The sequence below is a fragment of the Enterobacter sp. P82 genome (assembly GCF_037053385.1).
Lineage (GTDB): Bacteria > Pseudomonadota > Gammaproteobacteria > Enterobacterales > Enterobacteriaceae > Enterobacter.
Genome location: NZ_JBALHX010000001.1, coordinates 1005435 through 1029801, shown reverse-complemented (window position 1 = coordinate 1029801; position 24367 = coordinate 1005435). Strand labels below are relative to the sequence as shown.

The following is a 24367-nucleotide window of genomic DNA, read 5'->3' as shown; positions in this document are numbered from 1 at the left end:
CGGGCTATTATCACGCTGCCACGCACTCTGCTAATGCCTGTGCCAGCGCGGACGGGTTTTCCCAGGACATTGAATGCCCGGCAGCAGGGATGATTTTCACTTCAATGCCCTTCTGCTTCAGATTATCCACATCGTTATCTGGCAGCGACAGCTCGCCGAAAATCAACGTCACCGGACACGTCAGAGACAGGAATTGTGCTTCCCATTCGGGTTCAACACCATCCACCAGGCTTGATGCGCCCCGCCACACGGCATAAGGGGCATTACTCTGCAGGCACCCCGCCCACGCCGTCGTTTCTGCGCTGAGCATGGCATTATAACCCCGTTCCAGAAACTGTTGCTCGGTTTGCGCTGCGATAGACCGGCTGAACACTCCGCCACCTGCGTGAAAATTGGGTTCTGACACCATCAACCCTCTGACGCGTGGTGCCAACAGCCCCGCTGTTTCGATAGCAATGCTGCCACCCATGCTGTGACCATAGAGCCAGAAGGTATTCAGTTTAAGATGGTCAATCAGTTCCGCCACAACGTGCGCCTGGTCGGTGGTTTTGTAGCTGTAGTGCTCAGGCTTATCGCTATAACCGCTGCCGGGCAAATCAATAAGAATGGCTCTGCGCGCGCCAAATAATGGATCACGAACGACTCGGGGGTATTCATAGGAAGAGGCGCAACCCAACCCGTGAATGAACACGACGGGATCGTCAGCACCAGGCAAATCATGCCAGCGCACAGTGCAACCAGCCTGTTGCGAGTAAAAACTGTTCATAAGCACTCCTTTTATGACGCACTGTGTATTTATACAGCCATCACATCTGGAATGCTATGTTCATCTTTTAAAATTGGAAGCGTGCTTCAGAAAAGCGAGACCAGCAGCGCAACGGGAAAGCTCATTGGCCAGGTAGACCCCACCAGAAAAGCACTCAGCAGGCGTATACGTTTACGATCTTTAGAGAGGAACCAGGTAATTAATGCACAGATGGAAGCCATGATTGCGTAAAAAACCAACATCTTTTGATACAACGTCATTCTGTATACCAGAGCCGAAAAAATAACCGCACGCAATATGCGTCATATGTTGATACAGATCAAGTTTTTTCGTTACAGAATAACCACTTAAAAATTATGGCTAATAACAATTGGGTATTTTACGCAACATTAATAGCGAAATGAGAGTACACCCGGCCGCGCATGCGACCGGGCATGATAGCTAGTGTTTAATCATGACATGCCGGACAACCGTATAATCCTCAAGCCCGTAAACCGACATATCTTTTCCGTATCCGGACAATTTCATGCCGCCATGTGGCATTTCGCTCACCAGCATAAAGTGGGTATTCACCCAGGTGCATCCGTACTGCAGGCGTGCGCTCAGGCGATGGGCGCGCCCCACATCTTTAGTCCAGACGGATGATGCCAGACCATATTGCGAGTCGTTGGCCCATGCCAGCACCTGCGCTTCATCATCAAACTCGGTCACGCTCACCACCGGACCAAACACCTCGCGCTGGACAATGGCGTCTTCCTGTTTTGCCCCCGCCAGCAGGGTTGGCTGGAAGTAGTAGCCAGTCCCCTCTTTTTTACTGCCTCCCGTGACAACGCGGATATGGCCGAGCGCTTTCGCCTCATCAACAGCTTTACAGACCCGTGAAAGATGGGCTGCCGAACTCAGCGGCCCAAGCTCGGTAGAGGCATCCTCCGGGGAACCCATCTTGAGGCTGGCGACTGCTGCACCCAGTTTTTCAACAAGCCGGGCATAAATCCCCTTCTGGGCATAAATACGACAGGCTGCCGTACAGTCTTGTCCGGCATTGTAAAAACCGAAAGTACGAACACCTTCGACAACGGCATCGAGATCGGCATCATCAAAGACGATAACTGGCGCTTTACCCCCCAACTCCATGTGGGTGCGTTTAATCGAAGACGCGGTATGCCCGATGATATGTTCCCCGGTAGCAATCGAACCGGTCAGTGAGACCATGCGCACTTTTTCATGTCCGGTCAGCGGATCACCTACCGTTTTACCTCGACCAAACAGCACGTTCAGAACGCCTGCCGGGAAGATATCTTTCGCCAGTTCTGCCAGTTTTAAGGCTGTCAGCGGCGTAATTTCAGAGGGTTTGATCACCACACAGTTACCGGCCGCCAGCGCAGGTGCCAGCTTCCATGCAGCCATCATCAGCGGGTAGTTCCACGGTGCGATAGAGGCGACAACACCAATCGGGTCACGACGGATCATCGAGGTGTGGCCATCAAGATATTCTCCGGCGGCCAACCCGTTCAGGCAACGCGCGGCCCCGGCGAAGAAACGAAAAACGTCGACGACGGCCGGAATTTCATCACCCAGAACACAGTGCAGCGGCTTGCCACAGTTAAGAGACTCAAGCCGGGCAAACTCTTCACCATGCGCCTCAATGACATCAGCCAGTTTCAGCAGGCACTCAGCACGCGTTTTAGGCGTGGTTTGCCCCCAATCGCTAAAAGCACGATCCGCAGCCTGAACGGCCGCATCGACCTGAGCAGGCGAGGCTTCCGCAATCTCCAGCAATACCTCTCCGGTGGCAGGGTTATAAACCGGCTGTTTTTCTCCTTCTCCGGCAACCAGTTCACCCTTTATCAGCAGATGTTTTTGCATAGCATTATCCTGTTGAAATTAAAGTTATTTCCCGCTACCGGCAATGTTCTCGCCGTCGCGGGTTAGCCACCAGGCTCCCAGAATGGGGATGGTCGTCACCAGCATCACCAACAGTGCAACGACGTTGGTGACCGGCACGTCACGTGGACGCCCGAGCTGATTGAGTAACCACAGCGGTAACGTACGTTCGTGTCCCGCGGTAAATGTTGTGACGATGATCTCGTCGAACGACAGCGCAAACGCCAGCATGCCCCCGGCCAATAGCGCTGAGCCAAGATTGGGCAGCACGACATACCGGAAGGTTTGCCAGCCATCAGCCCCCAGATCCATCGACGCCTCAACCAGACTCCAGGAGGTGCGTCTGAACCGGGCAATCACGTTGTTAAACACCACCACCACACAGAAGGTGGCGTGTCCGACCACGATGGTGAAAAATCCCGGTTCGAGGTTGATAGCCTTAAATGCTGTCAGTAGCGCCAGACCGGTGATGATCCCCGGTAGCGCAATCGGCAGCAGCAACAGCAATGAAATCGCGTTTTTGCCGAAAAACTCACTGCGCCACAGTGCCGCTGCAGCAAGCGTGCCAAGCACGAGGGCAATTGCGGTGGATAAGGCGGCAATTTGAAGTGACAACGTCACGGACTCAATGATATCGCCGCGCCCTGCCGCCACGCTAAACCACTTCAGCGTCAGCCCTTGTGGCGGGAAACTGAACGCAGCGTCTTCGGTGTTAAAGGCATAGGTCGCGATAATCAACAGCGGGAAGTGCAGGAAGATTACCCCTCCCCACGCTGCCACTTTCAGGAACAGCGGTGCGCGTTCAGAGTGCATCGAATGCTCCCAGACGTTTCACGAACGCCAGATAGAGAGAAATAAGCACGATGGGAACCAGAGTAAACGCCGCGGCCATGGGCATATTGCCGATCGCCCCCTGCTGAGAATAGACCATGTTCCCGATGAAATAGCCCGGCGGCCCCACCAGTTGCGGAACAATGAAATCCCCCAGCGTCAGGGAAAAGGTGAATATTGATCCTGCGGCAATACCCGGGATCGCCAGCGGTAAAACGACATAACGAAAGGTCTGACGGGGACGCGCACCCAGATCGGCCGAGGCCTGCAGTAAAGAAGCGGGCAGCCGTTCCAGCGCCGCCTGTACGGGCAGGATCATAAACGGCAACCAGATGTAGACGAAGACCAGAAACCGCCCCAGCCCTGAGGTGGACAACGTGTTTCCGCCAATCGCCGGTAGCGTCAGCATTGAGGTCAGGATCGGCTCCAGCCCCATATGGCTGAGAAACCACTGCGCCACGCCATCCTTCGCCAGCAGTAAAGTCCAGGCGTACGCCTTAACAATATAGCTCGCCCACATCGGCAGCATCACCGCGATATAGAAGAATGCTTTCCACTTACCGCTGGTATAACGCGCCATATACCAGGCCATCGGGAATGCCAGGATTGCGCTGGCAATGGTGACCGCTATTGCCATCATCAGCGTACGCAGGATGATATCGTAGTTTGCCGGGTTGAAGAGTGCCTGGATATTAGCCAGCGTCAGATCCGGCGTCACCGCCATTGTGAAGTCGTCAAAGGTGTAAAACCCCTGCCACAGCAGTGTCAGGAGCGAACCTAAGTAGACGATGCCAAACCACATCAGCGGAGCAAGCAGGAGCAGGAACAAGCCGAGCGATGGCTTTCGCCAGAACAGAGCCGTTATGCGGCTTAAGCGGCTGCGTGGTGCGGGAGGATGAGCGACACTCATATCCATTTTACCTCTCCTCAGACAGACGGATCATGGCATCCCGTGACCACGACGCCATCACTGCCTGCCCCGGCTCAACTCCACTCAGCATCGTGATATCACTGAGATTGGCCTGGCTCACCAGCAGTTTTGCCCCATCAGCGAGTTTGAGCTCCAGACGTGTTGCCGCCCCCTGATACTGTACCGCCTGCACGACGCCCTGAACCTGAACTTCACCACTCTCATTGAGGCGAATATGCTCAGGACGTAGCGAGTAAGTGCCTTCCAGACCACAGACTTTCTGCGCAAGGCCAGCATCAAAGACATTGGAGGTGCCGACAAAACCGGCCACAAACGGGGTGCGCGGGCGCATGTAGAGATCGCGGGGTGTATCGACCTGCTCAATACGTCCGTTATTGAACACCGCCACCCGGTCTGACATGGAAAGGGCTTCGCCCTGATCGTGGGTGACAAAAATAAAGGTGATACCCAGTTCCTGCTGAAGCTTCTTCAGCTCGAACTGCATCTGCTCGCGCAATTTGAGGTCAAGCGCGCCTAAAGGTTCGTCCAGCAGCAAGACGCGTGGTTCATTGACCAACGCGCGCGCAATCGCAACGCGCTGGCGCTGACCGCCAGAAAGTTGCGAAGGCTTACGGGCTACGGCAAAGCTTAAACCTACTTTTTCCAGTGCATCCCTGGCCTGTGCATGGCGTTTTTTCTTGTCGACGCCTTTGACCATCAACCCGTAGGCGACATTATCGAGGATCGACATATGCGGGAACAGCGCATAGTCCTGGAACACGGTGTTCACATCCCGCTCCCACGGGGGAAGTTCGCTCGCCTCTTTGCCAAAGATAGCGATCGTACCACCCGAAAGCTGTTCAAAACCGGCAATCAGACGCAGGCAGGTGGTTTTGCCGGAGCCCGAAGGCCCCAGCATGGAGAAAAATTCTCCGTCACGAATCGCAATGGTGACCCCATCCACCGCCCGTACCTCGCCGTACAGACGAGAAACGTTATTAAACTCTACGGCATACGTCATGTTCTGCTCCCGGGCGATTAACGGCCGCCCATGATGGCGATATAATCCTGCGTCCAGCGGCTGTATGGCACATATTTGCCGCCTTCAGCGATAGGGGTTTTCCAGAACATGATTTTGTCGAACTCGTTATATCCGTTTGTTTCGCAACCTTTATCACCCAGCAACGTACTGGCTTTACAACCTTCAGGAACCACAGGCAGTGAGCCAAACCATGCCGCCAGATCGCCCTGCACCTTCGGCGTCAGCGACCAGTTCATCCATTTGTAGGCGCACATCGGATGTTTTGCCTGCGCGTGAAGCATGGTGGTATCCGCCCAGCCAGTGACCCCTTCTTTCGGGAAGACGGTGGCAATCGGCTGGTTCTCGGCTTTCAGGGCATTCGCCTGATAAGGCCAGGCGCTGGAGGCGACGACGCCTTCATTTTTGAAGTCACTCATTTGTACGGTCGTGTCATGCCAGTAACGGTGGATCAAGGCGTGCTGATCGCGAAGCACCTTGAGTACGGCGGCATACTGTTTCTCCGTGAGCTGGTACGGGTCGGTAATACCCAGTTGAGGTTGAGTGGCTTTGACAAACAGCGCGGCATCGGCGATGTAAATCGGGCCGTCATACGCCTGCACACGCCCCTGGTTGGTTTTACCGTCCGGGAGATCCTGTTTGGTAAAGACCACGCCCCAGCTGTCCGGCGGTGTCGGGAAGGTTTTGGTGTTGTACATCAGCAGGTTTGGCCCCCACTGATAGGGAGTGCCGTAGACTTTGCCACCTACGTTAAACCATTCTCCTTTCACAATCCGTGAATCGAGGGTTTTCCAGTTGGGGATGAGGTCGGGATTAATGGGCTGCACGCGTTTGCCCATGATCAGGCGCAGGGAAGCATCACCCGACGCGGTAACCAGGTCGTATCCCCCTTTCGCCATCAGGCTCACCATCTCATCCGACGTGGCCGCCGTTTTGACGTTGACCGCGCATCCGGTCTCTTTTTCAAACTGGGTGACCCAGTCATAATTTTTATCCGTTTGTCCTCGTTCGATGTATCCCGGCCAGGCAATAATATCCAGTCGTCCTTCCCCGTCACCGATAGCCTTTGGTGGTTCTGCGGCTTGCGCTGTCATGATAGTCATGCCGAGCGCACACAGGCTGCTGCGGGTAAATTTTTTGCTCATAAGGGTTACTCCAGTGGCAATGGAATTTAGCGGCAGCCGTGCCGTAAAAATATCTCCCTTATTAAACGTAGACCGCGTAAATGCGCCGCACCGTGCGGCTTAAGGAAATTTCATCAAGGTGTGACCGAGGGCGCATTCCCCGTTAACTGGATTATAGACAAGGAGTTAGCGATGCGAGACGGTTTGCTGATTTCCTGGGATATGGCGCCACGAAATATTCGCCGTGCCGCCATACGAATAAGGAATGATTATTTAAATGAAGGTAAGAAAAGTTTATTTCAGCATAGTGCTAATTAATTTCCCCAACTGAATAACCGCCTGTTCTTCACGCTCCCCCCATGCCCAGGATGTATTAAAACGAAAGAATGGCGTCCAGGCGTCAGAGGTGGAAAACATCTTTCCGGGGGCAATACTAATGTGGTGAATTAAGGCCTTTTCGCTAAGCAGCCCTGCATCCAGTTGCGCCGGAAGCTCCAGCCATAAAAAGTAGCCGCTATCATTATGGTGAATTTTGACCCCGGCAGGCATATGCCGCAAAAGGGACTGCCAGGCCTGCTGCTTTCGCTCGGCCAGCGTGCGCCGCAGACGCCGCAGATGCGCGTCGTAACGTTTAGTCGCCAGATAGTCCACCAGCGCCAGTTGCATCGGAGAACTGGTCGATAACGTACTCATCAGCTGTAACTGCTGAATGCGTCGCGCATGTTTTCCCGCCGCCACCCAGCCGATACGAAACCCTGCCACCAGACATTTCGAAAAGGATGAGCAGTGCAGTGTCATGTCCTCCCGGTCCCAGGCCTTCGCCGGAAGCGGTTTTTCCCGGCCGAAGTAAAGCTCGCTATAGACATCATCCTCAATCAGGGTGACGTTATGTTTCGTTAACAGCGCAACCAGATGCGCTTTTTTCTCTGCACTCAGCGTAAAGCCAAGCGGGTTTTGCCCATTGGTCATGAGCCAGCAGGCTTTTACCGGGTATTCATTCAGCGCCTGCTCAAGCGCATTCAGGTCGATCCCCTCGCGGACATCCGTCGCAATCGACAGTGCCTTGAGTTTCAGGCGTTCCAGCGCCTGCAATGCGCCGTAGAAACAGGGATTCTCGACGATCACCCAATCCCCAGGTTCAGTCACTGCCTGCAAACTGAGATTCAGTGCTTCAAGCGCGCCAGCGGTAATGACGATCTCTTCAGGTGAGATATTCATCCCCTGCTGGGCATAGCGCCGGGCAATAGCGTGGCGAAGGTCAACATTACCCGGAGGAAGATTTTCAATGACGCTCATTGCGGTCGCCGTTTTGCTGACATTTGCCAGCGAGCGGTTGAGCTGCTGAAGCGGGAAAAGTCGGGGATCGGGAAATGCGGAAGCAAAAGGAACAACCGATGGATCGCGGCTGGCCTGCGATACGTCGAAGATATAGGTGTTGATGTCGACCACTTCGTCACGCATCACCTGGGCAGGCGGAGCAGGCTGTTGTGCCGTCGGGCGCGAGGCAACGTAATAGCCCGACTGCGGTCTGGCGACGATGCGCCCCTGACTTTCCAGCATCTGGTACGCGTGGCCAACGGTCATAAAACTCATGCCGCTGCTCACCACCTGTTCGCGCAGAGAAGGCAACTTATCGCCCGGCAACCATACGCCAAGCTCAATCTGCGAGATAATTTGTTGCGCCAGACGCTGGTATTTTTTCATCAGATTCTCCTTAATGCCGACAGTGTATATCAGCAGGAGAAAAAGAGAAGTTTTTGCTAACTGTTATGAAAAGCGGTGTTGATTACTTGCGGTACTCGATAACGTGGCTCTGGGCTGAATGTGTAGCGGTCAGGTGATCGAGCGTGATCATCGACGATTTGCAAAAAATGCATTTCGCGCCAAACGGGTTTTTCTCAGACACATCAAAGACTGAGGTACGGTACTGCGAACCATGACAGCATGGGCAGCGGAAATGAATGTAAGAAGTCATAGGATTCTCCTGTGAACGTTAAAACGTATATTGCTAATGGGCCTTTCAGGCGATAGTGGTTTGAAACAAAAACTAATCGGAGTGTAGAAAGAGAACCAGGAGCGGCTGCGGAGAGGCACAACGTGATGAGGACTACTTTATAAAACTACGTCAGATATTTTTTTGGACTCAAAACCAGAGGATCATTAACGCATGGAGTTGAAGACAAAGCAAGCAGTTTAATGCGGAAAATTCATAAAAAAAATTGTTTTTATTCCGTAATGCTCAGCTCAGGTTTAAATATTGATGTACAGAATCCCCACTCACATAACACCATGAAATATAAATATTTTAAATAACACTTTTTGCCTACTGCCCTTACAAAACAGGGAGTATCAACAGAAGCGATTTAACCCCCTGCGGTTTAACACTAATCACGTAAGAATTTCGTTCTTACTTTACTTGAGATAACTAAGAATGAGTTGGAATAAAGACACGGCTATTTCTTATCTCCGTTCGCATGCGTTTGGACACTCTCACAACGAATGCGCAAAGTTTACCCGTCGAGCCATAGTAGCTGGCGGCATTAAGCTTGAGCGTACACATGATGCGAAGGATTACGGACCAATACTTTTGCGTGCTGGTTTTAGAGAGTGAATCCCCTCATGCATTACCAAGTGCCCTAATTCATGCAAGAGGAATGAAAAAACCCGCCAACGCGGGTTGTTTGTCGGTCTCTCGTTCTGAACTGCTATGGCTTCGCCGGTTGGCCTGACGTTGCTTTTGATGTATCCGTACCATTCGCAGCCTCGGCCTCTGGCAGTGGTGACGAATTCACATAGTTCCACATCCGCTGGAACAAGTTCCCCGTAAGGTGATCTCTTTCACTTTTCGGTGCCGCTGCCATACTTATTATCCAGACGGCAACAATGAGAACGATTGTCGCCCACACACCAGAAAAGCCAGATATAGTGAATTCCTTCAACCATTCCCATTTGGTTTGTTTTTCTGCAACGCTTTGTTTTATTTTTTTATGATATTCCTCAACTGCTTTTTTGCCTTCTTTGGCAAGAGCTTTTTTATGTTCAGCATTGATGGCATTGATTTGCTGGGTTGCTTTTTGTTGCGTTTCAGCAGCAATGTCATTAACAAGCGTAAAAATGAGAGCGGATGCCCGCTCATGACAGCTCTGCTGTAGCCGTGGCGTCGTAGCTACAGAATCATGATAATCATCTAGTTTGGCTTGAATCTCTGCCTCACTCTTTCCCTGCGCTCGATAACCAATGGCTACGCCGTCCTTATCAGCTTTATAAATCGCATAGGCGATAAGCTGACTTAGGTCGTTCGAATCCTTAACTAACTCAGAAAACACCCATTTTTTATTGTGTGTCATATTCCACCAAGCATAAAAACGCCCCCTAATAAGGAGGCGCTTTTAATAAATTTATAATTAGGCTCGTGCTTTTTTAAAAGCCTGATTAAACATATATACTGCTTCTTTGGATGAATAACTAGATGACAGCTGAGACCGAACGGATCCAGCAACACCCTTCCCATCAAGGTTGGTTTTGTTTACTGTTTTTCTAACTGTTGCATCTTGAAAGCGCCCAGTCATTACACTTCGGGCTACCATTTTACCAGCTTCGCGTGCTGTCACTAGCTGCTTTGACGCAACTTCAGTTGTGGAATTTTTGGCAATTCTCGCAATGTCAGTGCTTGTGAAGCCAAGGCTATAGTTTTTGTTCTTACTCATCTTTTCGCCCACCTTTTTGATGGCACAAACTTAGCATGAATTTCATACTGCTTGAACAATTTTATTAGCATTGTAGTACTAATCCCAGTTCGGAGCACTTAACCACACGGAGGTACCGCACGTTTTTACGGAAACTCCTCCAATCAAAATTTACCCACATGCCACCGTCCATCGTCAGGCGATCCATGACGCGCGGCCCCCGTTCGAGTTCTCCGCGGTTTAGGATCGTCAGCACGCCGATCGGCTTCATGGAGGCCAGGCGGCGATCCACAATCTGATTCAGCCCCCCCCATTCAGCGCGTGATTCTCGCTGCACGTCCACGTCGTCAAGCACCAACAAATCGACGTTGCACTGGTCGTTATCTGAGGCGTTACATCGTTACGTGACGTTTCAGTAACGTTACTTTGCGTTACGGCCTCACTTGACTGAGCCTCAAGCTTTTTACGCTCATGATATTCCCGACCCCTTTGAGCCCCTGATTTCGCTGGCTTGTCGGGGTTTCTATGATTAACTGATGGCGCTTGTCGCTTACCCAACAGCTGCTGGGTCATAAATCTGTAGTGATGACGGAGATGTACCACGATGAGCGAGAAGATGGATGAACGTTTATTGCTACTTAGTAAGTGAGCGGTTTTGGGTAAGAGGTTTACGTAGGGCAAACTGTTATAGGTAAATAGATCAGGTCTGTCTCTGCAACCCAGAGCCGGCGCGGCTTAGAATGGCATCGACATAATTACATCGCGGAGTTTTGCATGTTTGGTTTGGATGCTTTTCACCTTGCACGGATACAGTTTGCTTTTACCGTATCCTTTCACATAATTTTCCCGGCGATCACCATCGGTCTGGCCAGCTATCTTGCTGTGCTAGAGGGCCTGTGGCTGAAAACCAAAAATCCGGTCTGGCGCTCGCTGTACCATTTCTGGTCGAAGATTTTTGCCGTTAATTTTGGTATGGGCGTTGTCTCCGGGTTGGTGATGGCCTACCAGTTTGGTACCAACTGGAGTGGTTTTTCGCAGTTTGCAGGCAGTATTACCGGCCCGCTACTAACCTATGAAGTGCTGACCGCCTTCTTCCTGGAGGCTGGTTTCCTTGGCGTGATGCTTTTCGGCTGGAACAAAGTCGGGCCTGGTTTGCATTTCTTCTCCACCTGTATGGTGGCACTGGGGACCATTATTTCCACCTTCTGGATCCTCTCATCAAACAGCTGGATGCAGACCCCGCAAGGCTATGAGATCATCAACGGTCAGGTCGTGCCGGTGGATTGGTTCGCCGTGGTGTTTAACCCCTCCTTCCCTTACCGACTGCTGCATATGTCGATAGCCGCGTTTCTCAGCAGCGCGTTGTTTGTCGGCGCTTCCGCGGCATGGCATCTGCTGCGCGGGAATAATACTCCTGCCATCCGGGCTATGTTTTCTATGGCGCTGTGGATGACGCTAATTGTCGCCCCCATCCAGGCCATGGTCGGTGATATGCACGGGTTGAACACGCTAAAGCACCAGCCCGCTAAAATCGCCGCCATTGAAGGTCATTGGGAAAACCCGCCAGGAGAACCCACCCCGCTGCTGCTGTTTGGCTGGCCGGATATGGAACAGGAGCGCACCCGCTTTGGTCTGGAGATCCCTGCGCTGGGGAGTCTTATCCTGACGCACAGCCTGGATAAACAGGTTCCGGCTCTCAAGGAGTTCCCGAAGGAAGACCGCCCGAACTCGACCATCGTCTTCTGGTCATTCCGCATTATGGCCGGCTTAGGCATGCTGATGTTGCTGCTCGGCGTTGTGGCGCTGTGGTTACGCTATAAAAAGCGCGTTTACGCTTCTCGCCCTTTCCTGTGGTTTGCCCTGTTGATGGGGCCATCCGGGCTGATTGCGATTCTGGCCGGATGGATCACCACCGAAGTGGGCCGCCAGCCGTGGGTTGTTTACGGTCTGCAGCGAACGAAAGATGCGGTTTCAGCACATGGTGACCTGCATATGAGCGTGAGTTTGCTGGCCTTTTTCGTCGTTTACACCTCGGTGTTTGGCGTGGGTTACAGCTATATGGTGCGCCTTATAAGGAAAGGTCCGCAGCCTCATGAAACTTATGCCACCGAATCAGACGGACGTCCGGCACGCCCACTCTCTGCCGTCACAACTGAACATAAGGAGCAGCAATAATGGGTATCGATCTTTCCATTATCTGGTTTGTCATCATCGTCTTCGCCACACTGATGTATATCGTGATGGACGGTTTTGATCTCGGGATAGGTATCCTGTTTCCGGCGACACAAAACGCCGACGATCGCGATGTGATGGTCAACAGCGTCGCCCCGGTCTGGGACGGAAATGAAACCTGGCTGGTGCTCGGCGGTGCGGCCCTGTTCGGTGCATTTCCACTGGCCTATGCGGTGATCATTGATGCCCTCACCATCCCGCTGACATTAATGCTGATCGGACTTATTTTCCGTGGCGTAGCATTCGAGTTTCGCTTTAAAGCAACGCCGGCGCACCGTCCCTTCTGGGATAAAGCGTTTATTGGTGGTTCAATTCTGGCTACGTTTACCCAGGGTGTCACGGTAGGCGCAGTGATCAACGGCTTTACCGTGACTGGCCGGGCCTATACTGGCGGGCCCTTTGAATGGTTCACCGCGTTTAACCTGTTCTGCGGTGCCGGTCTGGTGGTGGCTTATGCGCTGTTAGGCTCTACATGGCTGGTGATGAAAAGTGAAAATGCCCTTCAGCAGCGGATGCGTGAAGTATCCAGAACGCTGTTAATCACTCTTCTGGCCTTCATTGCCGCAATCAGTATCTGGACACCGCTGGCCCAGCCAGCCATCGCCGCGCGCTGGTTCACGCTGCCGAATCTGTTTTATCTGTTGCCTGTTCCGGTGCTGGTGGTGCTCCTGAGCCTGTATCAGTGGCGTTGCCTCAATAATCCCGCAAGCCATAATCGCCCATTCATCCTGACGTTAGGATTGATATTCCTCGGCTTTAGCGGTCTTGGGATCAGCATCTGGCCGCATATCATTCCACCGTCAATCACCCTGTGGCAGGCCGCCGCGCCGACGCAAAGCCAGGGCTTTATGCTGGTGGGCGCGTTGTTGATCATTCCCATTATCCTGGTCTACACCTTCTGGAGTTACTACGTGTTTCGCGGAAAAGTTCAGCATGGGGAGGGTTATCACTGATGCAACAACCTGTCTGGAAAAGATTGATGTGGCTGGCCATTATCTGGGGCGGAAGCGTACTGGCGCTGGCTGCGGTCAGTATGTTCTTTCGTATGTTGATGACAGCCGCAGGGTTTAAATCTCACTAATCTTCATGTCGGGCAACGTCTTCGTTGCCCGACACCTGCCCGCACTTTCAGATAAACCCCATTAACGCACGACAGCGTATCGTTACACTGTAAAAAGATTCACGATATTTATAGTTTGAGAAGAAAAATGAAAAAGCTCATTGCGTTAAGTGTTATTAGCCTGGTCCTAACCGGTTGTGTTAATCCGGGGAAAGCTTCCGTTCAGCCGGAGCAACTGAAGAACCATCGTTTTGTTCTGGAAAATGTGGACGGCAAAGCCGTGAAGGCCACAACAACGCAACCTGAGATCAGCTTTAGCGCCCTGCCAGATATTAGCCTGGTGAATAACATTCGTGTTTCAGGCCAGATGTGTAATCGCTTCAACGGGCAAGGGAAATTGTCCGAAGGCGAGCTGAAAGTCAGCGGTCTGGCCATGACGCGTAAACTTTGTACTGAACCGCAGCTTAACGAACTGGATCACGCCATCGGCGACATGCTGCGCAAAGGGGCGCAGGTCGACCTGACAGAAGACCAGTTAACGCTGGCGACAGCCGATAAAACGCTGTTGTTTAAGCGTGCAGAATAATCAGTAGTTACCGCAAGTTCCAACGGCAAGCGACTGTTCGCTGCAGCGTTTGCCGTTTGGCAAGGCGCACATCCCGATAGCAGAACCGTCAAGCTGGCGGGCAACAGACAACGAACCACCAATCATCGCGCAGTTGGCCTGACCGGAGCTGGACATCGCCGCTTTCATTCCGGGCGCTACGTGGGCCGCCGTTGCCTGCTGAACTGGTTCACTGCTACATGCCGACAATAATAACGCGGCACACCCTACCAAAAATGCTGAGCGCATGTTCTCTCCCCCATGAATAATGCGAAACCTATGCATAATAGGCATCACATCCCATGTCGTCGAGAGCGGAAGTGCGTATTTATGCGCCCCGGAAACAATTTCTCGCAATTTTTTTGGCAAAACGTTGATCTACTCATTGATGCCGAGAATACCGAGGACACAAAAGCGAAAATCGTCGAATCCCCTGTTTGCTAGACTAAAGAGATAATATTCAGGGCTCGTCGTCTGATGGCAGCCCCTCTAATTTTGCGCAATGTAAGGGTGTCGTCCTATGCAAACTATTGACGGTAATGGTGCAGTTGCCTCAGTCGCGTTTCGCACCAGTGAGGTTATCGCCATCTATCCAATCACGCCAAGTTCTACCATGGCTGAGCAGGCAGATGCCTGGGCGGGAAATGGCTTAAAAAACGTCTGGGGAGATGTCCCAAGAGTGGTTGAAATGCAGTCTGAAGCCGGTGCGATTGCCACGGTACATGGTGCGCTTCAGACAGGCGCGCTCTCCACGTCGTTTACCTCTTCTCAGGGATTGTTATTAATGATCCCGACGCTGTACAAGCTCGCCGGTCAACTCACCCCCTTCGTTCTGCATGTTGCAGCACGAACCATTGCCACCCACGCCCTTTCCATCTTCGGTGACCACTCCGACGTAATGGCCGTGCGCCAGACGGGCTGTGCGATGCTTTGTGCCAGCAGCGTACAGGAAGCACAAGACTTTGCCTTAATTTCGCATATCGCCACGCTGAAAAGTCGCGTCCCATTTATTCACTTCTTTGATGGTTTCCGCACGTCTCACGAAATCAACAAAATCGTCCCGCTGGCTGACGACACAATTCTGAATCTTCTGCCGCAGGCGGAAATCGATGCCCATCGCGCCCGCGCCCTTAACCCGGAGCATCCGGTAATCCGTGGGACTTCCGCGAATCCAGATACCTATTTCCAGTCCCGTGAAGCCACGAACCCATGGTACAACGCGGTTTACGACCATGTTGAACAGGCGATGACTGATTTTGCCGCCGCAACCGGTCGAGAATACAAACCGTTCGAGTACTACGGCCACCCGCAGGCAGGACGCGTGATTGTGCTGATGGGATCCGCCATTGGAACCTGTGAAGAGGTGGTTGACGAGCTGCTGACGCGCGGCGAAAAAGTTGGCGTGCTTAAGGTGCGTCTCTATCGTCCGTTCTCGGCTAAACATCTGCTTTCCGCTCTACCTGAAAGCGCACGTGCTGTGGCGGTACTTGACCGTACCAAAGAGCCCGGCGCACACGCGGAACCCCTGTATCTGGATGTCATGACCGCGCTGGCTGAAGCATTTAATAACGGCGAACGTGAAACGCTACCGCGCGTGATCGGCGGCAGATATGGTTTGTCCTCCAAAGAGTTTGGACCGGACTGCGTGCTGGCGGTATTTAACGAGTTAAATGAAGCGAAACCGAAGCCTCGTTTTACGGTGGGTATTTATGATGATGTGACTAACCTTTCCCTGGCTTTGCCAGAAAACACGTTACCATCGAATGCCAAACTTGAGGCACTGTTCTATGGTCTGGGCAGCGACGGCAGCGTCTCGGCGACCAAAAACAACATCAAAATCATCGGCAATTCTACCCCGTGGTATGCCCAGGGATACTTCGTCTATGACTCCAAAAAAGCTGGTGGTCTGACCGTTTCCCACCTGCGCGTGAGTGAACACCCCATCCGCTCGGCTTATCTTATTTCGCAGGCTGATTTTGTTGGCTGCCACCAGCTACAGTTTATTGATAAATACCAGATGGCTGAGCGCCTGAAACCCGGCGGTATTTTCCTGCTGAATACGCCATACAGTGCAGACGAAGTCTGGGCGCGTCTGCCGCAGGAAGTACAGGCGGTCCTCAACCAGAAGAAAGCCCGTTTTTATGTGGTTAACGCTGCGAAAATTGCCCGCGAATGTGGTCTGGCCGCGCGTATTAATACCGTTATGCAAATGGCCTTTTTCCATCTGACCAACATCCTGCCTGGCGACAGTGCACTCATGGAACTGCAGGGCGCAATTGCCAAAAGCTACAGCAGCAAGGGGCAGGAACTGGTCGAACGCAACTGGCAGGCGCTGGCACTCGCTCGCGAATCTCTGTTTGAGGTAGCGCTACAACCGGTGAATGCTGCAAGCCCAAATCGTCCTCCGGTGGTCTCTGATGCGGCGCCTGATTTCGTCAAGACCGTGACGGCGGCAATGCTGGCCGGGCTGGGCGATGCCCTTCCCGTCTCTGCCCTGCCGCCAGATGGAACCTGGCCAATGGGGACCACGCGGTGGGAAAAACGCAACATCGCCGAAGAGATACCCATCTGGAAAGAAGATCTGTGTACCCAGTGCAATCACTGTGTAGCGGCATGCCCACATTCGGCCATTCGCGCCAAAGTAGTTTCCCCGGAAGCAATGGTGGATGCTCCGGCCAGCCTGCATTCTCTGGATGTGAAATCGCGTGATATGCGCGGACAGAAATACGTTTTGCAGGTCGCACCGGAAGATTGCACCGGTTGTAATCTGTGCGTCGAGGTGTGCCCGGCGAAAGACAGACAGGACCCGAATATCAAAGCCATCAATATGATGTCGCGTCTGGAGCACGTTGAAGAAGAAAAAGTAAACTATGACTTCTTCCTGAATTTGCCGGAAATCGATCGCAGCAAGCTGGAACGTATTGATATTCGAACGTCGCAACTCATCACGCCGTTATTCGAGTACTCTGGTGCCTGCTCTGGCTGCGGTGAAACGCCTTATATTAAGCTGCTGACTCAGCTCTACGGCGACCGAATGTTGATTGCCAATGCCACCGGCTGTTCATCTATCTACGGCGGTAACCTGCCCTCCACGCCGTACACCACCGACGCGAATGGTCGAGGCCCGGCATGGGCAAACTCATTGTTCGAAGATAATGCCGAATTTGGTCTCGGCTTCCGTCTGACCGTCGACCAGCATCGCGCTCGAGTGATGCGTTTGCTGGAACAGTTTGCCGGGCAGATCCCTGCTGAGCTCAATGAGGCACTACGCGCAGAAGCCACACCAGAAGTTCGTCGCGAGCAAGTTGCTGAGCTGCGTCATGCCCTTCAGGGGGTGGCGGGTGCAGAACAACTTCTGACTGACGCTGACGCCCTGGTTGAAAAATCGATCTGGCTGATTGGCGGTGACGGCTGGGCTTACGATATTGGTTTTGGCGGGCTGGATCACGTGTTGAGCCTGACCGAAAACGTCAACATTCTGGTTCTGGATACACAGTGTTATTCCAATACTGGCGGCCAGGCGTCGAAGGCTACGCCATTGGGCGCCGTTACAAAATTTGGTGAACACGGGAAACGTAAGGCACGCAAAGATCTCGGTGTGAGCATGATGATGTACGGCCACGTTTACGTCGCGCAAATCTCACTGGGTGCGCAACTTAACCAGACGGTGAAAGCCATCCAGGAGGCGGAAGCGTATCCTGGCCCGTCGTTAATCATTGCTTACAGCCCATGCGAAGAGCATGGCTACGACCTGGCTCTCAGCCACGATCAGATGCGTCAGCTGACGGCTACCGGCTTCTGGCCTCTGTACCGGTACGACCCGCGCCGTGCGGACGAGGGCAAGTTACCGCTGGCGCTGGATTCGCGTCCACCGTCAGATGCCCTGGCCGAGACATTAATGCAGGAGCAACGCTTCCGCCGCCTTAATGCGCAACAGCCTGAGGTAGCTGAACAGTTGTGGAAAGATGCCGCCGCAGACCTGCAAAAACGGTATGATTTCCTGGCTCAAATGGCAGGTAAAGCTGAAAAATCAACCAGTGATTAATCCCCCCGCCCGGCTTGTCCGGGCATTTTTTTGCCATAAAAAAAGCCCGATGTAATCACATCGGGCTAATCCAGTTAATTAATAAATATCTATTTAGCAAAGTAAATAGCATTCATGCAAATTATGGATGAATAATCTTAAAGGCATATAACGGCACAGAGACTAGCTTACTTAACTCATTATTAATAATTTTTATTTTATATGATTCACCGCAAATCATTCATACAACTAATGGCTATTTCCGTGGTTTTATTTGGTTTAGATTTTACTTAATTCGTAACAATTATATTTTATTACTCTTACACAGGAGTGATTTAGCATGAGACAACTTTCTCATTCTGAAAGTTCAACAGGTAATTAAATAAAAACAACTGCAAAGGAATATCACAATGCAAAGAAAAGTACTGGCTCTGATGATTCCGGCTCTGTTAATGGCTGGTGCTGCACATGCAGCAGAAATTTATAATAAAGACGGAAACAAATTAGATCTGTACGGAAAAGTAGATGGTCTGCACTACTTCTCCGACGATAAAGGCGCTGATGGCGATCAGACCTACATGCGTCTGGGTTTCAAGGGCGAAACCCAGATCAACAACATGATGACCGGTTACGCACAATGGGAATACAACATTCAGGCGAACAACACTGAAGGCTCAGATAACCAGTCCTGGACACGTCTGGCCTTCGCGGGTGTAAAAGTGGGTGACTACGGTTCCTTCGATTACGGCCGTAATTATGGCGTTCTTTACGACATTGAAGGCTGGACAGATATGCTGCCAGAATTCGGTGGCGACTCCTACACCAAAGCTGACAACTTTATGACCGGCCGTGCGAACGGTGTGGCAACCTACCGTAACACCGACTTCTATGGTCTGGTACCGGGTCTGAACTTTGCTCTGCAGTATCAGGGTAAGAATGAAGACGCCAGCAACAACCAGGAAGGTACCAACAATGGCCGTGACACACGCCATGAAAACGGTGACGGCTTCGGTATCTCTACCACCTATGACTTTGGTATGGGAATCAGCGCAGGTGCGGCCTATACCTCTTCTGACCGTACCAACGAGCAGGTCATGAATACCACGGCTGGTGGTGACAAAGCCGATGCCTGGACAGCTGGTCTGAAATATGACGCCAATAATATCTACCTGGCGGCAATGTATTCTGAAACCCGTAACATGACGCCTTATGGTGATAATACCGACGCCGTGGCGAACAAAACTCAGAACTTCGAAATCACCGCACAATACCAGTTCGACTTCGGTCTGCGTCCAACCCTGTCCTACCTGCAGTCTAAAGGTAAAGACCTGGGCAACGGTCAGGGCGATCAGGATCTGGTTAAATATGCTGACGTAGGCGTTACCTATTATTTCAACAAAAACATGTCCACCTATGTTGATTATAAAATCAACCTGCTGGACGAAGATGACAGTTTCTACAAGAACAACGGCATCGGTACCGATGATGTTGTTGCGTTAGGCCTGGTGTACCAGTTCTAATTGTCCGGGCCCGCAAAATTATGCGGGCCCATTTTTTTTGAACCACGTCACAAAATGGAGAGTTTCTGACGAACTGGTTGAGAGTTAGTTGAAAGAAAGCTGGTTACACTTATGGTTTAGCCCTTTCATCACTAAGGACAACAGTGTTGTTAAGTCGTGTATCCGTTGCAGTACTTACTCTTTTAGCGCTTCTGTGGATGGCGCTAATTTTTGATTTTGGTGATATTGTTGGTCACCTCAGCGCTCTTCTGAACCACCTGGATGCTGGTTAGCCTTAATCCTGAAAACACTCATTTTTTGCGAAAAGAGAGATAGCCAAAAACTCCGCTCCCCCCGTCCATAGGATGGTTAACTCCGTCCATCACCGTAACCTCCGGGAAGTCGAACGGCGATACGTTTTCAAAACAGGCAACATTCACACCGTATTCGTTCGGGTTGGAACGCCGCTGATGGAACGTATAAATCCCGCATATTGAGCAGAAGAAATGCCGGGCCGTACCCGTGTTAAATCGGTACTCCGTGAGCTTATCCTCACCTTTGGTTACGGTAATCCCCGATAACGGCGCGGATACCGCCACAGCCCCCCGCATTCGGCAGAAAGAACAGCTGCAGCGCCGCGCAGTATTAAAGCCATCAGAAAGCTCGACGGTGAATACCACCGCGCCACAATGGCACTGCGCATGACGAATTTCACCCATCGGTTACACCCCTTTCCTCACAAGTGCGGCAGCTTTGACGAAAACTTCATCCTCAACACCATCACCTTTCTGCCTGCCCAGCCTGACCAGTTCATTGACGATGCTATCGCGATCAATCGGTTTCTGCGCTGAAACCAGCCCAATGACGGCGGCACCGATCGCCAGCCCCACTAAACCTGTTTGTTCATCTTTGTTTTGCATATTCGAGCTCCCTTTTACAACAGAAAAGCGTAGCAGGAATATGTTAAAACGGAATGGTGTTCAACTGCTCTGTTAATACCATGAAAGCGGTTCAAACAGGTACGACTTCGAGTATCGACAGGTACGAGCGGGTGTTTATTATTGTATTTAACTTAAGATTCGCCTGTTCAAACAAGTTCTGATATTCAGATTTTGTCCTTGCCCGCCCTCCGTCAAAGCTTGTTAAAAGAAGCAGGTCAATCTCATACCGTCCCTGCTCATTATTTTCGTCTTTGATAAGGGGTTCAAAAACCAATAATCGTGAACGTTCTTTCATTGCCTTTCTGCAGCACTGCAGTATCTGAACGGCTTTCGCGTCTGGCCAATCCATCAAGATGTATTTAAGGAGATAAATATCCGCATCAGGACAGGTCTCAAAAAAGCTACCCTCTACCGTCCTCCACCGGCGATCGTCATTCAGCAAATGCAGTCGGTTCCGCGCAAGCACATCCTTTTGGTCAAAAAGGATCCCGGTTAGGCCAGGATTTCGACGTAAAACAGCCAGTAATAAATTCCCCAGTCCTCCGGCGATATCTGCAACGACGGCGTGATGAGGGAACGCATAGCAATCCACAATGACTTCATTTTCCACGGATGACATAGATGCCATACCGGCATGAAAAATATTGCTGCCCGTAACCGTGTCATCATGCTGCCAGTATTCGTAAAAAGGCTTACCAAACAATTCATTGAAAACAGGTTTGCCTTGTAATATTTCATCCATTCTGGACGCTGGCTGCCAGAAAGTGGGATCGGTCAGCATAAGTACCGCTGCACGCAAGGAAAATTCATACTCAGAACAAAGGAATTTTGCTGAATGGCTAAGACTGTATTCGTCTTCAGTTAATTCGTTGAACACCCCACGGGAGGATAATAATCGCATGATTCTATGCAGATAGTCGCGATCGACATTAAGCTCCAGGGCCAGTTGCTTAATTGATTTTTTTCCTTCGACCAGATGGTCCGCGACGCCTAACACCGCAACTGCCCTAAGTGCTGCCTGCCAGACAAAACCCATACTTTGCTCTAATAAACACATCCCTTCTTTACGGCTGAGTGAATCCAGACTATTAAGCTGTGTCATATTCTGCTCCTTAACCAGTACAGACGTGTTGAACAACTAAAAAGCTGTTAGCAAGCGTAAGACTGGAAGTGAGCTTTATCCATCATAAAAAGAATCTTTAGCAAAGTTAACTCATAGAATTTCGTATCGCTTTAAGTACAGAATTTTCAATACGTAAAAAAACAAGTCCACTTGTCATTTTTTTGGAATAATAAAATAATGAAATTATTATAGAGAAAATAATCATTGATAATTACTAAAACCCCGTGAAAAGACGGGATTTCAGTATTTAGAATCTGGGCGTCAGTCCGTATTTTGGTGTTTTAATATTTGCCGCCCATACCTTTATGTCGTTTTGAAGCAGTATGGTGAAATCAGACTTAAGATGCGTCACCATGCCATTAACACTGTCAGCATCAATCACAGAAAAATGTTCAATTTTGCTCAGGCCCACCTGAACACAGTGATATTGCGCAGGCAGTGCTTTGCCATTGACGTTAAGCTCTTTCCTGCCGCCACCACATTGTCCTTCAGAAATATAAGACACCAGCAAATTGGCAGACCGCCGCTCCGGTTGGGATATACTCACCATGACAGGAAAACCCTCTGAAGTTTGTGTCATGTCATAAAGAACGGCATTTTTTATATACCATGTATTATATTCCCGCTCCTGAAACGCGGACCAGGCAGGTGCAGCAATGAATGCCAGCATCGCCAGTGTAATAGATTGAATTTTCATGGGATGTTGTCTTATGTGTTGTTGCACTTATTATTCAGATTGTGCAAAAAACAGCAAGCCATTGAGAATAAACCTACTACTATTAGCGGTGCCGGTGTCTGTATTAAGAAATTTTTGGCGCTCTGTTAATGCCGAAGGTGTTCCTCTTTCAGCAAGGCATAACAATATTCATCCCCCCATTCTCCCTTAAAAAAGATGTTCTGCCGATAATGGGCCTCCCGACGAAAATGGAGTTTTTGCAAAAGGTTTGCAGCGCGAATATTGCGTGTATCCACAACGGCGATAAGCCGGTGCTTGTTATAGTGCGTAAATAGCAGCGTGATTATGGCATTGATAGCTTCCCGGGCATAACCCTGATTCTGATATTTCACATCAAAGGTCATACCCAGTTCAGCCTGCCTGCCCTCGTCAAAAAAATGAACACCAATATCCCCAATTACAGCCCCGTCCATTTGCCGTTCAACGATAATCTGGTACCACGTGTCATCGCAGTTAAACGCAAGGGTGTTCTGCTGAGCATATAATTTCTCCGCATCCTGCATAGTAAAACGATCCCAGCTCTGAAAACGGGCCACCTCAGGCTGGTTCCGGTAGCACGAAATTTCCGGCAAATCGGCGGATGCCAGTGGACGCAGTAACAAACGCGAGGTTTGTAATGGCAATCTGTATTCCATTATTTCTCTCTTATCTCCCGTTATCTTTGTTTTCTGGATGAGCCGTTCGGATTGCTTCAAGCCCAACGCGCTGACCGTAAGACAGTTCTAACGTGTTACCGTCAGGGTCGGCAAAAAATACATAGTAACCGACGGGATCCCCCAACTCTTCCGGCGCTTTTCTTAACACACCTTCAGCGCTTGCCATCTCCGTTTTCCTGTCGAGTTCTTCACGGGTGGCGCAGGCAATGCCCAGATGCCCAAAATTACCCAGCGGTGTATCGGTTACATTGTCCGCCTGTACCAGCACCAGGACGAAAGGACGGGTATGGTCACTTAGCCACGCCACTTTACGGGCATCAGGAATATCAGGATCACGCGAATGAATAACCTCCATACCCGCGTAACGACGATAGAAAGCAATACTCTTATCCAGATCCCTGACCATGAACGCGACATGTGTAAAACCGACATCAATATCTTTCATTTTAAGATGTTACTCCTTTCTCAACCTGTGGCAGGCATCTTAAAAGCTCAAGTTAACTTGATGTCAACAGGCATTTCGCCAGCCCATGCCGACGCTCATGAAGAGGTAAAAGGAGAGAAATGGTAAGCTGTCGCCATCACGGCGATGCTGACGATAACGCTGATAAAAAAGTACGTTTTGAATGGCTGCTTTTGGGTTTTATGGCGAAAGAGTTGTTGCCCCAAAATGGCCCCAGGCCAGCCCCCTGTCACACCAAATACCAGCAACGTCGCTTCCGGAACCCTGCGCATACCTTTACGCGCCGCCATTTTATCTGCGCCATACATAACCATCGTCAGCACATTGATCTGCAGCAACCACATCACCACTGGATACGAGGTAAGAATGCTGCCGACCGCAGCGAGGATCAGGAGTAAATAACAAAAACGATTGAGAGTCATAGAGCAAGCCAGTGGATGTTAAGCGATTTTGAAGAAACATTATACGCGATATCACGCATGTATCAGGCTCAGGCTATTTATCTTTTGTCATCCGGAGTTGCATTGACCAGCCAATAACTTTGCGCGAGAACAGGTCAACACAACCAGCCTTTGTGGGTTCGGGTGTGAAGTGCAGAATACCATTTAGAACAACGTAAACCATGAGCTAGCTAAACACGTTGCTTATGTGTAAAAAGGGGGATTCATTCAGCAGGTGTTCATCGTGAAATACATTCGGCTAATTTTAAAGCTCATAACAGCATCACTTTATGTGTTCCTGGTTGTTTTTGTCTCTGGATTTGTAGGTTCCAGTACAACCAATGCAATT

General features: G+C 50.9%; 25 protein-coding genes and 1 pseudogene. 6 read left to right on the top strand and 20 right to left on the bottom strand.

Features of this window, described 5'->3' with window-relative positions; translation table 11 throughout:
• Positions 1 to 10: 10 nt before the first annotated feature.
• From WB237_RS04815 to WB237_RS04760, 12 genes and pseudogenes are all read right to left on the bottom strand, one after another.
• Entirely contained in the window at positions 11 to 766 is a 756-nt protein-coding gene (locus tag WB237_RS04815) for an alpha/beta fold hydrolase (RefSeq protein ID WP_336210849.1), read from the bottom strand.
• An 86-nt stretch (positions 767 to 852) separates the two neighbouring features.
• The gene (locus WB237_RS04810; protein WP_013096478.1) at positions 853 to 1026 is read right to left on the bottom strand and encodes a GhoT/OrtT family toxin; all 174 of its coding nucleotides are present in this window, start codon (positions 1024 to 1026) and stop codon (positions 853 to 855) included.
• A 181-nt stretch (positions 1027 to 1207) separates the two neighbouring features.
• The gene (gene patD / locus WB237_RS04805; protein ID WP_336210837.1) at positions 1208 to 2632 is read right to left on the bottom strand and encodes an aminobutyraldehyde dehydrogenase; all 1425 of its coding nucleotides are present in this window, start codon (positions 2630 to 2632) and stop codon (positions 1208 to 1210) included.
• A gap of 24 nt (positions 2633 to 2656) precedes the next feature.
• On the bottom strand, positions 2657 to 3463 hold the full coding sequence (locus WB237_RS04800) for an ABC transporter permease (RefSeq protein WP_108089803.1): 807 nt from the start codon (positions 3461 to 3463) through the stop codon (positions 2657 to 2659).
• Complete coding sequence (locus WB237_RS04795) at positions 3453 to 4397, bottom strand: ABC transporter permease (protein WP_332616630.1); 945 nt, start codon at positions 4395 to 4397, stop codon at positions 3453 to 3455. Before WB237_RS04795 ends, WB237_RS04800 begins: the two co-directional genes overlap by 11 nt.
• Position 4398: 1 nt before the next feature.
• Complete coding sequence (locus WB237_RS04790; protein WP_028018857.1) at positions 4399 to 5412, bottom strand: ABC transporter ATP-binding protein; 1014 nt, start codon at positions 5410 to 5412, stop codon at positions 4399 to 4401.
• A gap of 17 nt (positions 5413 to 5429) precedes the next feature.
• Positions 5430 to 6575 carry a putative ABC transporter substrate-binding protein YdcS gene (gene ydcS / locus WB237_RS04785; RefSeq protein WP_336210831.1) on the bottom strand — a complete coding sequence of 382 codons (1146 nt, stop codon included), beginning with the start codon at positions 6573 to 6575 and terminating at the stop codon, positions 5430 to 5432.
• Between the two features lie 273 nt (positions 6576 to 6848).
• A complete protein-coding gene (locus tag WB237_RS04780) occupies positions 6849 to 8258 on the bottom strand; it encodes an aminotransferase-like domain-containing protein (RefSeq protein WP_336210828.1) in 1410 nt (469 codons plus the stop codon).
• Between the two features lie 82 nt (positions 8259 to 8340).
• Entirely contained in the window at positions 8341 to 8529 is a 189-nt protein-coding gene (gene ymcF, locus WB237_RS04775; protein ID WP_336210825.1) for a cold shock small protein YmcF, read from the bottom strand.
• 730 nt (positions 8530 to 9259) lie between these two features.
• Positions 9260 to 9901, bottom strand: coding sequence for a hypothetical protein (locus WB237_RS04770; RefSeq protein ID WP_336210823.1), 642 nt, complete (start codon positions 9899 to 9901; stop codon positions 9260 to 9262).
• Positions 9902 to 9958: 57 nt separating this feature from the next.
• The gene (locus WB237_RS04765; protein WP_336210820.1) at positions 9959 to 10261 is read right to left on the bottom strand and encodes a hypothetical protein; all 303 of its coding nucleotides are present in this window, start codon (positions 10259 to 10261) and stop codon (positions 9959 to 9961) included.
• 64 nt (positions 10262 to 10325) lie between these two features.
• Positions 10326 to 10622 (bottom strand): annotated as a pseudogene (locus WB237_RS04760) (hypothetical protein); the annotation flags it as partial.
• Positions 10623 to 11014: 392 nt separating this feature from the next.
• On the opposite strand from WB237_RS04760, the gene WB237_RS04755 reads away from it, so the two are divergent.
• The 4 genes from WB237_RS04755 (at position 11015) to hslJ (ending at position 14118) form a co-directional block, all read left to right on the top strand.
• Positions 11015 to 12415 carry a cytochrome ubiquinol oxidase subunit I gene (locus WB237_RS04755; RefSeq protein ID WP_336210817.1) on the top strand — a complete coding sequence of 467 codons (1401 nt, stop codon included), beginning with the start codon at positions 11015 to 11017 and terminating at the stop codon, positions 12413 to 12415.
• The gene (gene cydB / locus WB237_RS04750) at positions 12415 to 13425 is read left to right on the top strand and encodes a cytochrome d ubiquinol oxidase subunit II (RefSeq protein ID WP_336210814.1); all 1011 of its coding nucleotides are present in this window, start codon (positions 12415 to 12417) and stop codon (positions 13423 to 13425) included. The genes WB237_RS04755 and cydB overlap by 1 nt, the downstream gene beginning before the upstream one ends.
• Positions 13425 to 13553, top strand: a complete 129-nt coding sequence (locus tag WB237_RS04745; protein ID WP_032666970.1) for a DUF2474 domain-containing protein — start codon at positions 13425 to 13427, stop codon at positions 13551 to 13553. Before cydB ends, WB237_RS04745 begins: the two co-directional genes overlap by 1 nt.
• A gap of 127 nt (positions 13554 to 13680) precedes the next feature.
• Positions 13681 to 14118 carry a heat shock protein HslJ gene (hslJ, locus tag WB237_RS04740; RefSeq protein ID WP_114977098.1) on the top strand — a complete coding sequence of 146 codons (438 nt, stop codon included), beginning with the start codon at positions 13681 to 13683 and terminating at the stop codon, positions 14116 to 14118.
• Here the strand turns inward: hslJ and WB237_RS04735 are convergent, their stop codons facing one another.
• Positions 14119 to 14385, bottom strand: coding sequence for a putative hemolysin (locus tag WB237_RS04735; protein ID WP_025759109.1), 267 nt, complete (start codon positions 14383 to 14385; stop codon positions 14119 to 14121).
• Positions 14386 to 14656: 271 nt separating this feature from the next.
• On the opposite strand from WB237_RS04735, the gene nifJ reads away from it, so the two are divergent.
• Both nifJ and ompC read left to right on the top strand, forming a co-directional pair.
• A complete protein-coding gene (nifJ, locus tag WB237_RS04730; RefSeq protein ID WP_336210807.1) occupies positions 14657 to 18181 on the top strand; it encodes a pyruvate:ferredoxin (flavodoxin) oxidoreductase in 3525 nt (1174 codons plus the stop codon).
• Between the two features lie 389 nt (positions 18182 to 18570).
• The gene (gene ompC / locus WB237_RS04725; RefSeq protein ID WP_336210804.1) at positions 18571 to 19680 is read left to right on the top strand and encodes a porin OmpC; all 1110 of its coding nucleotides are present in this window, start codon (positions 18571 to 18573) and stop codon (positions 19678 to 19680) included.
• A gap of 290 nt (positions 19681 to 19970) precedes the next feature.
• On the opposite strand, the gene WB237_RS04720 is transcribed toward ompC, so the two are convergent.
• The 7 genes from WB237_RS04720 to WB237_RS04690 form a co-directional block, all read right to left on the bottom strand.
• Complete coding sequence (locus WB237_RS04720) at positions 19971 to 20378, bottom strand: GFA family protein (RefSeq protein WP_129323469.1); 408 nt, start codon at positions 20376 to 20378, stop codon at positions 19971 to 19973.
• Between the two features lie 3 nt (positions 20379 to 20381).
• Positions 20382 to 20579: a hypothetical protein gene (locus WB237_RS04715; RefSeq protein ID WP_028018848.1), complete on the bottom strand. Its 198-nt coding sequence runs from the start codon at positions 20577 to 20579 to the stop codon at positions 20382 to 20384.
• 91 nt (positions 20580 to 20670) lie between these two features.
• A complete protein-coding gene (locus WB237_RS04710) occupies positions 20671 to 21702 on the bottom strand; it encodes a methyltransferase (protein ID WP_336210802.1) in 1032 nt (343 codons plus the stop codon).
• A 268-nt stretch (positions 21703 to 21970) separates the two neighbouring features.
• Positions 21971 to 22420, bottom strand: coding sequence for a hypothetical protein (locus WB237_RS04705; RefSeq protein ID WP_336210800.1), 450 nt, complete (start codon positions 22418 to 22420; stop codon positions 21971 to 21973).
• Positions 22421 to 22545: 125 nt separating this feature from the next.
• On the bottom strand, positions 22546 to 23094 hold the full coding sequence (locus tag WB237_RS04700; protein ID WP_028018846.1) for a GNAT family N-acetyltransferase: 549 nt from the start codon (positions 23092 to 23094) through the stop codon (positions 22546 to 22548).
• A gap of 10 nt (positions 23095 to 23104) precedes the next feature.
• Positions 23105 to 23560 (bottom strand): VOC family protein, encoded by a 456-nt coding sequence (locus WB237_RS04695; RefSeq protein ID WP_336210797.1) that lies wholly within the window; start codon positions 23558 to 23560, stop codon positions 23105 to 23107.
• A gap of 95 nt (positions 23561 to 23655) precedes the next feature.
• Complete coding sequence (locus WB237_RS04690; protein WP_336210795.1) at positions 23656 to 24000, bottom strand: DUF1294 domain-containing protein; 345 nt, start codon at positions 23998 to 24000, stop codon at positions 23656 to 23658.
• Positions 24001 to 24367 lie beyond the last annotated feature (367 nt).

Excerpts from the sequence above, each read along its gene's own strand:
- WB237_RS04770 (WP_336210823.1), bottom strand. The coding sequence starts at position 9,901 with ATGACACACAATAAAAAATGGGTGTTTTCTGAGTTAGTTAAGGATTCG.
- ymcF (WP_336210825.1), bottom strand. The coding sequence starts at position 8,529 with ATGACTTCTTACATTCATTTCCGCTGCCCATGCTGTCATGGTTCGCAG.
- WB237_RS04800 (WP_108089803.1), bottom strand. The coding sequence starts at position 3,463 with ATGCACTCTGAACGCGCACCGCTGTTCCTGAAAGTGGCAGCGTGGGGA.
- WB237_RS04700 (WP_028018846.1), bottom strand. The coding sequence starts at position 23,094 with ATGGAATACAGATTGCCATTACAAACCTCGCGTTTGTTACTGCGTCCA.
- WB237_RS04780 (WP_336210828.1), bottom strand. The coding sequence starts at position 8,258 with ATGAAAAAATACCAGCGTCTGGCGCAACAAATTATCTCGCAGATTGAG.
- WB237_RS04715 (WP_028018848.1), bottom strand. The coding sequence starts at position 20,579 with ATGCAAAACAAAGATGAACAAACAGGTTTAGTGGGGCTGGCGATCGGT.
- patD (WP_336210837.1), bottom strand. The coding sequence starts at position 2,632 with ATGCAAAAACATCTGCTGATAAAGGGTGAACTGGTTGCCGGAGAAGGA.
- WB237_RS04705 (WP_336210800.1), bottom strand. The coding sequence starts at position 22,420 with ATGAAAATTCAATCTATTACACTGGCGATGCTGGCATTCATTGCTGCA.
- WB237_RS04735 (WP_025759109.1), bottom strand. The coding sequence starts at position 14,385 with ATGCGCTCAGCATTTTTGGTAGGGTGTGCCGCGTTATTATTGTCGGCA.
- WB237_RS04690 (WP_336210795.1), bottom strand. The coding sequence starts at position 24,000 with ATGACTCTCAATCGTTTTTGTTATTTACTCCTGATCCTCGCTGCGGTC.
- WB237_RS04720 (WP_129323469.1), bottom strand. The coding sequence starts at position 20,378 with ATGGGTGAAATTCGTCATGCGCAGTGCCATTGTGGCGCGGTGGTATTC.
- cydB (WP_336210814.1), top strand. The coding sequence starts at position 12,415 with ATGGGTATCGATCTTTCCATTATCTGGTTTGTCATCATCGTCTTCGCC.
- WB237_RS04795 (WP_332616630.1), bottom strand. The coding sequence starts at position 4,397 with ATGGATATGAGTGTCGCTCATCCTCCCGCACCACGCAGCCGCTTAAGC.
- WB237_RS04695 (WP_336210797.1), bottom strand. The coding sequence starts at position 23,560 with ATGAAAGATATTGATGTCGGTTTTACACATGTCGCGTTCATGGTCAGG.
- WB237_RS04765 (WP_336210820.1), bottom strand. The coding sequence starts at position 10,261 with ATGAGTAAGAACAAAAACTATAGCCTTGGCTTCACAAGCACTGACATT.
- WB237_RS04815 (WP_336210849.1), bottom strand. The coding sequence starts at position 766 with ATGAACAGTTTTTACTCGCAACAGGCTGGTTGCACTGTGCGCTGGCAT.
- hslJ (WP_114977098.1), top strand. The coding sequence starts at position 13,681 with ATGAAAAAGCTCATTGCGTTAAGTGTTATTAGCCTGGTCCTAACCGGT.
- WB237_RS04710 (WP_336210802.1), bottom strand. The coding sequence starts at position 21,702 with ATGACACAGCTTAATAGTCTGGATTCACTCAGCCGTAAAGAAGGGATG.
- nifJ (WP_336210807.1), top strand. The coding sequence starts at position 14,657 with ATGCAAACTATTGACGGTAATGGTGCAGTTGCCTCAGTCGCGTTTCGC.
- ydcS (WP_336210831.1), bottom strand. The coding sequence starts at position 6,575 with ATGAGCAAAAAATTTACCCGCAGCAGCCTGTGTGCGCTCGGCATGACT.
- WB237_RS04745 (WP_032666970.1), top strand. The coding sequence starts at position 13,425 with ATGCAACAACCTGTCTGGAAAAGATTGATGTGGCTGGCCATTATCTGG.
- ompC (WP_336210804.1), top strand. The coding sequence starts at position 18,571 with ATGCAAAGAAAAGTACTGGCTCTGATGATTCCGGCTCTGTTAATGGCT.
- WB237_RS04810 (WP_013096478.1), bottom strand. The coding sequence starts at position 1,026 with ATGACGTTGTATCAAAAGATGTTGGTTTTTTACGCAATCATGGCTTCC.
- WB237_RS04755 (WP_336210817.1), top strand. The coding sequence starts at position 11,015 with ATGTTTGGTTTGGATGCTTTTCACCTTGCACGGATACAGTTTGCTTTT.
- WB237_RS04790 (WP_028018857.1), bottom strand. The coding sequence starts at position 5,412 with ATGACGTATGCCGTAGAGTTTAATAACGTTTCTCGTCTGTACGGCGAG.